Origin of the sequence: Candidatus Latescibacter sp. (assembly GCA_030692375.1) — a bacterium.
Lineage (GTDB): Bacteria > Latescibacterota > Latescibacteria > Latescibacterales > Latescibacteraceae > JAUYCD01.
This window is the reverse complement of record JAUYCD010000187.1, coordinates 18,532-29,101: the sequence shown is the minus strand read 5'-3', so window position 1 is coordinate 29,101 and position 10,570 is coordinate 18,532. Positions and strand designations below refer to the sequence as shown.

At 50.4% G+C, this 10,570-nt stretch carries 8 protein-coding genes; 3 read left to right on the top strand and 5 right to left on the bottom strand.

Going from position 1 to position 10,570, the window contains the following annotated elements; all coding sequences use genetic code 11:
• Positions 1-255: 255 nt before the first annotated feature.
• The 3 genes from Q8O92_11245 (at position 256) to Q8O92_11235 (ending at position 4,578) form a co-directional block, all read left to right on the top strand.
• Positions 256-987 (top strand): hypothetical protein, encoded by a 732-nt coding sequence (locus Q8O92_11245; protein ID MDP2983892.1) that lies wholly within the window; start codon positions 256-258, stop codon positions 985-987.
• Between the two features lie 76 nt (positions 988-1,063).
• Positions 1,064-2,614: a FlgD immunoglobulin-like domain containing protein gene (locus Q8O92_11240; GenBank protein MDP2983891.1), complete on the top strand. Its 1,551-nt coding sequence runs from the start codon at positions 1,064-1,066 to the stop codon at positions 2,612-2,614.
• Between the two features lie 41 nt (positions 2,615-2,655).
• Positions 2,656-4,578, top strand: a complete 1,923-nt coding sequence (locus Q8O92_11235) for a PKD domain-containing protein (GenBank protein MDP2983890.1) — start codon at positions 2,656-2,658, stop codon at positions 4,576-4,578.
• Between the two features lie 137 nt (positions 4,579-4,715).
• Here the strand turns inward: Q8O92_11235 and Q8O92_11230 are convergent, their stop codons facing one another.
• The 5 genes from Q8O92_11230 to Q8O92_11210 all read right to left on the bottom strand — a co-directional run bounded on the left by Q8O92_11230 (position 4,716) and on the right by Q8O92_11210 (position 10,561).
• On the bottom strand, positions 4,716-7,004 hold the full coding sequence (locus tag Q8O92_11230; GenBank protein MDP2983889.1) for an MFS transporter: 2,289 nt from the start codon (positions 7,002-7,004) through the stop codon (positions 4,716-4,718).
• A 34-nt stretch (positions 7,005-7,038) separates the two neighbouring features.
• The gene (locus Q8O92_11225) at positions 7,039-7,236 is read right to left on the bottom strand and encodes a hypothetical protein (GenBank protein MDP2983888.1); all 198 of its coding nucleotides are present in this window, start codon (positions 7,234-7,236) and stop codon (positions 7,039-7,041) included.
• 9 nt (positions 7,237-7,245) lie between these two features.
• Positions 7,246-8,967, bottom strand: coding sequence for a DUF2326 domain-containing protein (locus tag Q8O92_11220; protein ID MDP2983887.1), 1,722 nt, complete (start codon positions 8,965-8,967; stop codon positions 7,246-7,248).
• A gap of 241 nt (positions 8,968-9,208) precedes the next feature.
• Entirely contained in the window at positions 9,209-10,114 is a 906-nt protein-coding gene (locus Q8O92_11215) for a hypothetical protein (GenBank protein MDP2983886.1), read from the bottom strand.
• Positions 10,115-10,561 (bottom strand): restriction endonuclease subunit S, encoded by a 447-nt coding sequence (locus Q8O92_11210; protein ID MDP2983885.1) that lies wholly within the window; start codon positions 10,559-10,561, stop codon positions 10,115-10,117.
• Positions 10,562-10,570 lie beyond the last annotated feature (9 nt).

The window sequence follows — 10,570 nt, the reverse complement described above, 5'->3', positions numbered from 1 at the left end:
AGCGACCGCTCGGGGACGTGGGACATCTGGACCGTCCACATCACCGGGGGGAAGCAGCAAGGAGAACCGGAACTTCTGAAAAAGGACTTCGGCTATCATGTGTGGGATATTTTTGGCTTTGCGCCCGACGGCTCCCTTTATTACGAGTCTGACACCTCTTCAGGTGGCCTCTACAACGGTGCGGTCGACCTTGAAACCGGTAAGGTACTCGCGCCGCCCGCGCCGGTCGCGACGCGGTATACCGGCCCACCGTCGATGCCAAGATGGTCACCCGACGGCAGGAACTTGCTCTACCTTTCACGTCGGGATGTCATAGGTCCCGGAAACAACATCCTCACGATCCGGTCCGCCGCAACCGGGGAAGAGCGCTTTCTGTCGCCGCGTCTTCGTTTCGTTAACCAGATCTCCTGGGCGCCGGACGGCCGTTCCGTCCTCGCGCTCGGGATTACGGAGACGGAAAGTGGAATCTTCCGAATTGAAACTGAAACAAGCGGGATCACTAAGTTGGCAGATGAAGGGTATGCGCCCCATCTCTGCCCGGATGGGAAGACACTGGTGTTCGTGAAGGAGGGGCCAATCATCACGAAACGCAACCTCGACACCGGTGAGGAGTCGGAAGTTGTCAAAGCAGGAATGTTCTACGACCTCTCGCCGGACGGCCGGGAAGTGGTGTTCCAGGTGGACGGCGCTGTAAAGACCGTGTCCCTCAACGGAGGGGAGCCGCGGGAGCTATTTCGCGGTTCGGCGAAGTATTACAACCTGAAGTGGACGAGGGACGGCCGTTACATCATCGCCCAGGCACGCAATGCCGCGAGCAGTGAAATCTGGCGGATTCCGGCGCAGGGCGGGACGCCGCTGAAGCTGGACCTCTCCGTTCCAAAGCTGGCCTTCTTCGCGCTTCACCCGGACAACCGCCGCTTTGCGTTCAGCGTCAATGAGGGGTCCAAGAGCGAGCTGTGGGTGCTGGAGAATTTCCTGCAGAAATAAAAAGCCTCATACCCAGAATTTTCATTTACTCGGTACTTTTTTATCAAATCAGTTCCATTTTAAAAGGAGGAGTCAAATGTTTAGATCAAAGTATTTTGCGGGCATTTTATTAATTGGATCACTCTGTTTTTTCGGTAATTTGTCAAGCGCCTCGGATTTTGGAACTCAGCTTACCTATGACAGGGGTTCTAAATTTTTTACTGACTGGTCGCCCGATGGAAAATGGATTGCTTATGGCCGTTCGGGTGATATTTGGTATGTTCCCTCCACGGGTGGTGCACCCATAAACATTACTGCAAATATTAATGAATCATGCGGTTTTCCTAGTTTTACTGCTGATTCAAAAGAAATATGTTTCGACCATCATTCCATATATGATAATAGCTGGAATTTGTTGACAAATATATTGGCAAAAATAAATATATATACTGGAGAATATTCTCTGATTCTTGATAACGCAGTTCACACAGCATGGAGTCATAACGGCCGATATCTTGCTTATCAAGAATTGGGGACTGCTGATTGGTATGTGTTAGATACTGTAAATAACAAAACCCGGTTTTTAGCGGATGGAGCTACTGAAGTAGTTCTCTATGGTCCCAATAGATACACTCTTTCTTGTTTCACCCCTGACGATAAATATATTATTACAACGATGAATTATTTTACTGATAATGGTGGTCATTCATTGGGTCTTTTTAAAATCCCTGTTATGGGTGGGGAACGCGAACAGCTTACTTCCCATGAAGTATATCATCAGTGGTACCCTGACTGCTCTCCAGATGGAGAATGGATACTTTATACAAATTTTTTAAAATCTGATTACGGGCAAAGGGAAATATATACTTATAATACATTATCAGAAGTATCTATGCCTGTTTTCCCGGAATTGACTTCTCAGCATTGGTGTGCTAGTTTTTCTCCTGATGGAACAAAATTTTGCTATTTGAAGTTTGGAATTAATAGCAACTCATTAGAAGTTTTTGTTGCTAATTTCCCATTCCAATCCCAAGTTGTTCCTGCAATAAATAAATTAATTGAAGAAGTCAATGAATTGGTTGCTAGTTGGGATTTAGATAAGGGAATAGGAAACGCTTTAATTAGCAAATTAAACGAATCTGTAAAAGCAATCAATAAAGGGAATTCTAATTCAGCTATTAATCAACTTGAAGCATTTATAAATCAGGTTGAAGCATTGCGAGGAAAGAAACTGAGTACCGACCAGGCAAATGAATATATTGGAACAATTAGGAAAGTTATTAATGTATTATCGAAACAAGCAGAGTTGGCAAAAATAAATGTTCCTGCAAACAAAAGCGCCAAAAAGGAGATTGTAATTGCAGATCCTTATTCTCTGAAGCAAAATTCTCCCAATCCCTTCAATCCTTCCACTACCATTTCTTTCACCGTTTCCTCCGTCAATAACGAAACAGTCCTGTTGAATATCTATGATATCCGGGGCTCTCTCATTCGCAATCTTATCTATGAATCGAAAGCCCCTGGTGTATATAGTGTTGTCTGGGACGGAAAAGACGGTTCAGGCGGCAAAGTTTCCGCAGGAATCTACTTCTGCCGCATGCAAGCCGGCCAGTTCAGCAAAACGAACAAGATGATCCTGATGAAGTAATTCGAGTTTCCCGATCAAGGTTCAGAAAGAAGGAAAATAAAATGACAAAGAAATTGAAGAGCATACTGTTGGGTGTAATGTCAGGAGCGATGTTAATTGTGGTTATTTTATTAATGTCGTCCGGATCAGTTTATGCCCAAACTTTTACGGAAGATTTCTCAACGCCTCCATTAGATCCAGCATGGCAGGTGGTCCAGACTGTTCCTGGGCTTGGAGGATATTCCTTAACCGACAACTCAGGTTATTTAAGGTATAGCCTTACAGGTTGGTTGGGATCTAGTGGTGGCTGGACACAGAACTATCAATCATCTGGTGGCTGGAGACCGAGCCTAACCCTGATTCGTTCTTTCGGTGGAGAAAATTGGATATTAAGAACAAAGGTAAATTATAACCTCCTTGCTCATATTGGAGGCACTTCTCAATATAATTCTACTGGTGTCCAAGGGAATGATCTCTTTATTGCTTTCGGTGAAGGTACAAATAATTACCTTCAGATCTATCGTTGTGTGGATTGGTGGTATAGCGCTAACGTCCTTTCCATGGGACTTGCTAGTAATGGTGTGGAGGTAGCACATTTCGACGGCACGCCTTCCCCAATCGGAAATGATGGCTGGGGTAGGGAAACTTACTGGTATGAAATTACCAGGATTGGTCAGGAAATTACTGTGCGTTTCAGTAAGGACAACTTCGCTACTGCTACTACTGCTTTTTCAGCTTCACTTACTGGGCCAGTAACGACAACACAAAGGGCAATTATAGACATGGGCCTTTGGAATGGCGTCGGCTCTTATGTGGACTGGGATTATATTCACGTCGAGCCAATAGCGCTAAATCAACCACCAGTAGCCAATGCCAATGGCCCTTATATTGGTAACGAAGGTTCTCCAATAACTTTTTATGGCTCAGGTTCTTCTGATCCAGATGGAACAATATTTATGTATGAATGGGATTTAGATGGCGATGGTTTATACTACGATGCCACCGGAGTTAATCCCAGTTATACTTGGGGAGATGATCATTCTGGAAGTATTGGTTTGAAAGTCACAGATGACGATGGATTAACTGCTACTGCTACAACTACTGTCAATGTTTTGAATGTTCCGCCAATAGTTGAAGCCGGCACAAATCAAGAAGTTTTTGTTGGAGATACGGTACAATTTAATGGAAGCTTCACTGATCCTGGTTCAGATACCCATGCAATTGAATGGGATTTTGGAGATGGTGCTACAACTTCCGGAACATTGACTCCAACCCATGTCTACTCCAACAAAGGCACTTATACCGTTACCCTAACTGTCACTGACGATAATGGAGGAATAGGGAATGATATTCTTAAAGTTACAGTCATGCCCATTTCGGCTACTATTAGAATTGAGCCGGAATCCCTGAATCTTTCCAGCAAAGGTGTATTTACAGCATTTATTACCTTTTCAGAAGGCTATAATGTTGCAAATATTAATCTTAGCACAGTTGTATGTGAAGGAGCGCCGGCTGTGAAGGGAATAGTTTCTGAAGAAGACAAAGGCACTTATATAGTAAAATTCAACAGGCAAGATGTAGTAGACGTGCCTATTGGGGGGGCGGTTACTCTAACAGTGACTGGAAAAGTTGGTTTAGTTGATTTTGAGGGAAAAGACACGGTGAACATAGCGTCCAAGCTGAAAAAAGAGGTGTTGCCTAATGAATATGCTCTTTCTCAGAACTCACCCAATCCCTTTAATCCCATAACCGCCATCCAATACGCTATTCCCGCCGGAAAGAGTGGAATGGTGCGACTGACGATTTACGATTCACGGGGCAGCCTGGTGCGGACGCTGGTGGATGGCGTGCAAAATCCCGGCATACATACAGCGACCTGGAACGCGACCGATGATTCGGGTCATAGAATATCCAGCGGAATCTATATTTACCGGTTGGACGCTGGCAGCTTCACCCAGACCCGGAAGATGCTCTTCCTGCGGTAGAAAAACAGGTTGTTTTATGCTAAGAGGCGGAAGAATATTCCGCCTCTTTTTTGATAGGTGCGTCCGACAAGGCGCGCGGGGCGGACGTGCCATTTGGTAACATATGGTTTGTAACGATCACTTGGAGCCGGAAGTCCTCAAATTTCCGTATAAGGTTTCAGGGAATGAATGTTCCTTTTCCCTATCCTGTCCCTCACAATCACTCCCGCACAGACCGCAAGGAAAGCCTTCCCGGGCAGATTGGGAATTCTCCCCTCACGTTTGATATTCACCAGAGAGTGCATGGTATAGGCCACCGCTTTCAGATTTTCCCCGGCGTCATCCCAGGATTCGGCCAGGAATGCCAGGCGGTCGGCGCATTCCAGAAACGAGGCGGTGTCGCTCCCGCTGAAAGCCTCCGCCAGGCTGCCGATGCAGTTGGCCATGTCCTGGGGAATATGCCCGCTCTTCTTTACCACCAGAACAAGCATCCGATCCAGGTATTCGATGGTTTTCACCGCAGCTTTTCCATGGCTGGAAGAAATTATTGCATAGTATTCATCCCCTGCGCCGAACATGCAGGCGAGAGAGTGGAGAATCTGCTTGCGGATGTTCGGTGTCTGGAAAACCTCCCTGCCCCGGAGGAGAGGCTCGACAGCCCGCAAATCCCTGCGGTCGGCAATGGTATCCGCCAGGGCGGTAAAAACTGCCGGATCGCGTTCGGCGCCGACCAGTTCGAGAAGTTTCTCCTCCACATCCTGCCCTGTAAACTTTCCCAGCGCCCGTACTGCGGCAGCCCGTACCGCGGGATCCGAGTCGGAAAGCGCAACGAAAATGGTCTGACGGGATTCGGGAGTATCGATCATGCCTAGGGCGGAAACCGCCTCGCTCTTTATGTCGGATTCGGGATTGCGGATAATATCGGCGAGAGGGGCCACAGCCTCGGGGAGCCGTGTCTCTCCGATGCTGGCTGCCGCCTGACGGCGCACTAAGGGGCTGATGTCCTCCAGCGCCCCGGCGATCGTATCGAACGCGACCGCCCCACGGGTTCTCCCCAGTTTTTCCAGGGCGTCAGCGCGGATATTTTCACTGCCGGAGCGTTCGAGGACGAACATATTATAGGCCAGCGACACCGGGTTGCGGCGGAATATCTCATCCACCAGCACCCGTGAGGAGACATGCTCCTTCTCCCTGACCCGCAGGAGGATAAAGAATGAGACCAGGTAAGCGAGGCTTACCACAAGGAGAGTCAGTTTTACATTCATGATGGTAAAGAAACCCACATTCAGATGCATCTCATGGAAGAGATTGATGATGATGGAGCCGAGCTTCGGCCCGAGCGCCATGGAGAGGAACACGGTGACCGACCAGAAAACCATGTAGGCCGGAGCGCGCTCGTCCTTTGGGAGAATGGTGAAAAGATGGGTGTTCGAGCTGACTATGCTTCCCGATGCAGTGAGTCCGTAAAGCATCATGGCCGGCGCCAGGATGTAATGGTTGGAGGGTTCGGCAAGAAACCAGACCAGCGGAACGAGCGCCAGAGGGATGAGGATGAGCTTCAGTACCGGCTTCGGCCCAAACTTCTGAATATACTTCGGCCAGAAGAAATATCCCACCAGCATCATGATAAGCTGGCAGTTGGTGTAGAGGGCGACGGTGGAATAGGAAAGATGGAGATGGCGGATCATGAGCACATTCAGGTTGGGGAGCGCGATGTAAAATCCGATGCTCCAGACCCCGTAGAACAGGCAGAAGATGGTGAACTGGCTGTTTTCTTTCGGGATACGGAAGATGTCGCCAAACCGGATTTGACGGTTGGAGATATGGGGGGTATACCGTACCGGGATGAGGCTCAGGTAGGCGGCGATCGCAAGGGCGATTCCCATGGCGAAAGTTATGTAAAATCCGGTGAGGCCGCTGAACAGGTCCACAATCTGCCCTGCGGCGAACATGGCGATAATGGCGGCAAGCTGGGAGATCATGATCCGCCTGCCGATATAGGAAGCCCGTATGCTGTCCGGAATGAGCGAACCGTACCATGCATTGAGGAGCGGATTGGCCAGATGGGCAAATCCCGCCGAGAGCATGATAATAAACGGGATGATACCGATCATGGCCCCTTTTGAAATAAAGAACGGTAATACTATCAGGAATATGAGGGTGCCCGGCTCCATCACTCCAGAAGCTATGACCAGGAATTTCTTGTTGCGAATCCGGTTGGTGATGAGATGACTCACCAGTTGGAACAATCCCATGAGGTAGAGGAGGCTGATAAAATCCGAGGGCGCCGATTCGGAAGCCCCGAGGGCCAGCACATATCCCACGAAAATGGGCGAACTGGCCAGCGCGGTCTGCCAGTATCCGCCCATGAACACGACCCAGTGAAAGAAACCCAAAAGGCCGGTGTTGATATCGGTGCGGGAAAATGTGGAGGTTCTGGGGCTCATCAAACAATCCAGGGGATGACAAACGATAAACCAATTACCGATGATATGGTATAATAATAAAACGGGGGGGAGAGTTCAATTGCGGAATATATGATATGTCTGAACCGCGGATGGTCAGGATGAACGGATAAACGGGAAAAAAGGCGTCCCACAGAAAGGCGATGTAGTCCTGCTCGCTGCGGGTCTTGAAGGAGAGCGGCAGGTACTTGTCCAGTTCGACGGCTTCTTCCATGGCAGTCCTTTAGAAGCGGAATCCGAAGAGTCCACCATCTTCTGTAGCGTCGGTCAAAACGACAGGCAAGACGTATTCCCGCAGATCAAACCCCTCTATCTTCTCCTTGAAGGCGTCGTCTTGGTTCATGGTCACGATATATTGAAACCCAAGCTCACGGGCCGTTTCTGCCCCAACCTCCAACGCACTTATGACTTGGCGGCCATCCACTCCATCGAAAAGGTGGCTGTCGTGAACCAAAAAACCAGGCCCAATGCTACGCTTGGCGCAGAGGCGCATGAGCATCATATCAAAACAAAAAATCTGCATGTTCTTGATGCCCTTGCTGCGTGACCCCTGCATGGGAAACTGGAAGACGGGACCGTTGGAAGTTTCCTCTACCGTCATACTGCCGGCCGACTCGTAAAGTCGTTTTGATGTCTCCTCGAAAGCGAGGATTGCCTCGGCCAAACGTCCCTTTTGTTCGGCGAAATCCCGACGCAGGCGCAAGGTTAGGTGGTTTCGCTCGATTTCTAACTCGTTCTTGGTGCCTTCCAACTGCTCGGCAGACTCGAATCGCTGGCGTAGCGACTCTACCTCCGCCTCCATACGTCCAGCTTCACCCTGCAACTTGGCAAACTGCTCCAGCGCCCCATGGCTTTGCAACACGCCCATGACCTCGGCGCGTCGCTGATCGAGGCGCCGCTTCTCCTGCTCGCGGGAGGCTATCCGTTGTTTGGCGGCGGCCAGTTCATCAGATAGATAATCGCGCCGGTTTCGGATTACCGACTCATGAAAGCTCCTCACTTCGTCGTAGCGTTTGACAGCCAGCCCGGGCAGGGCAACACCCGCCTCGGCATAGATGCTTTCCAATTCAGTGAGTGATGGAGGTGCCTCACCTTGCATAGCGCTCTCAAGGTCACGGATTGCCGCCGCGTCGATGGTGTTGGCGTTGGAGATATCGTTGAGTTGTTGCGTGATCTTATCCGCCTCCGCCTCAAGTTCCTCGTATTGGGGCAACACACGGAAGGAGGTGATCTGGGACTTCAGAACGCTTAGTCGGGCTTCGGCTACCATCAATTGGGTTCGGAGATCGGCGGCCTTGCCGATGATGCTACCAAAAGCACCAGCCCCAACAGCCTTCTTGAGTTCTTTAAGCGTCTTCTCCCGATCGCGGACTTTCTGCCAGTCGCTCGCGATCTTCCAATCCAGCCCAAGCACAAACAATAGAGCCACCTGATAATCCCCTGTCTGCTGCATGGTCGCCTGCTTCTCAGGTGTTGTGAATGCTCCACTGAGTTGACGACGGACAAAATAGGCAAAAAGCGAGCGAAACGTTGGGACACGTCCTTCCCTTTCGGGGGATGTATTCAATCCGAATACCTTCTCGCCCAGTACCTCCACCCACTCGGAGTTGGTAAGGAGGGTCTTCCCTTTCAGAAAACTGCCGCCCCCGACATGAATCTTGGACTTATCCTTGCCTGAACGCTCGGCGACGGTTCTCTCCCCACCGAGATCGAACTCCATGCCGAATGTCTCATTGGCCAGCACATTCTTGCGAAAATCCGACTCCTTCTCGGCATCCGATCCGGTGAGAAAGTGAATGATCTCAATCAAGCTGGTTTTGCCTGCCCGGTTTCGGGTTTGTTTATCACTCGCACCCAACTCTTTCTGCGCGATCAGGACGTTGAGCCCCGGCTTGAATTCGAGCACCTTGAAGGAGGAAAGACTGCTGAAAATGCGGTGAATCATAGCGTTTTCCGAGTTAAGAGCCCATCTTGAAGTTCAATCGCTCCGATTAGAAACAGAAGGTCGAGGGCGAGCACGAATCCATCGTAGTGCAAAGGTGGCGCATCATTCCGCCCGGCGTCATTTTGGAGCGGCAGTTCCTCCCAAAGCGCGGAAATCGTCTTCGGTTGGGCCAAATCCTGCAAAATCCTCGCTCCTACCGTGAGGAGGGCGCGGTCCTGGGAAAGATGTTTGGAGGGAAGGATCATGACACCGGCCCTCTCGGTTCTTCGAAAATGTCGCAACTGTCAAAGTAGTAGGCTAGGACGGCTAGGACGGCCAATTGGTGCTTCGGTGAGCCTCGGTCCGCGCCGCCAGCCCATGATTCCATTTCGGTAAAAATATCATCCGGGCGATATAGCCCGCGCAGAGCTTGATACTTGGCGCGGAACGACTCGGCTACCCGTTCGCCAAGCGTCTCGTTGTGCCATTTCTCGAAAAACGCCGCGACCAGCGGTGCCTTCGCCATGCCTGCTTTCAACAGGGTGGCGACGCTTTCGGACAAGGCATTGGCCTCGATCTTCCCCATGGGCACGTCTCTCACCTCCCGTAACGGCGGTGCTGGACGGTCGGCGATGGTCTCGAGCACAACTTGCAGATCACTGAAGCCAAGTTCGGACTTAGTTTCGTCGGACGGAACGAAGCCGAACCATGACTGGAGGTCGTCTAACGTGAGTTTTCGGAAAATTTGACGAAGCTCCTCCAAGCCCCAAGGCTCCAGCTTGATGCCGGGATTGGCCTGCTCGAAGTCCAGCAACAGTTTTTGCACATGCGGTGGCAGACCGTCTACGGCGTTGTGGGCGAAGACCCATTTGTCGAAATACTGACCCCAGTAGGCCTTTGCACCATCGAAGTCCTCGTTGATTTTCGCGATGGCCTTGGCCGCCTCCATTTCGTTGGGGGCGTAAACTTGGAACAAACGCCGCTCCGATTTGAGGAAGCCGTCGTTTTTTCGGTCGCCTTGGTTGCCCCACGGTCGGCATGGCATGAAGTCGGCTTTGTATGCCAAGCCCATCAGCTTCTCGAAGAAGGTTTGAAATGCATCGCCTTTGGCGCTTCGGAAAGCGTCGACGAAGCGGAGTTCGTAATAGGCTTGTTGCAGATTCATCATTCAGTTCTCCGTCGCTACTTGCTTCTCCTCACCCCAGACGCAGGCTAGGGTGGCATGGATCTTCTTCTCGAAGCGCGCGATCAGTTCGCGGTTGGAGGCGACCAGCGCCTGCTCGACTTCGATCTCGGCGACAATGGCCCATTGCTTGGCGACATCGTCAGGGATTGGAATTGGAATGCTGTTCAACGCTTGTTGGTTGAGCTTCGGTTGTGCCGCACCCGTGACAAACTCCTCGATGGAAATGGAGTTGAGATAAACCTCCACGAACTTCTGTGTGGCCGGATTCTCGAACTTAAAAACGTGAGCGTGGTTGTTGACCCAGTATTTTCCCGAAACTGAAAACGCAATGGGTGTCGAGCGAGCGAGCAGGTTCGCGCCATTTTCCTTCCCGGATTTGATACATTCATGGTTTGAATTATTGCATATGATAATGGAAACCAACGACATCGGATGGTA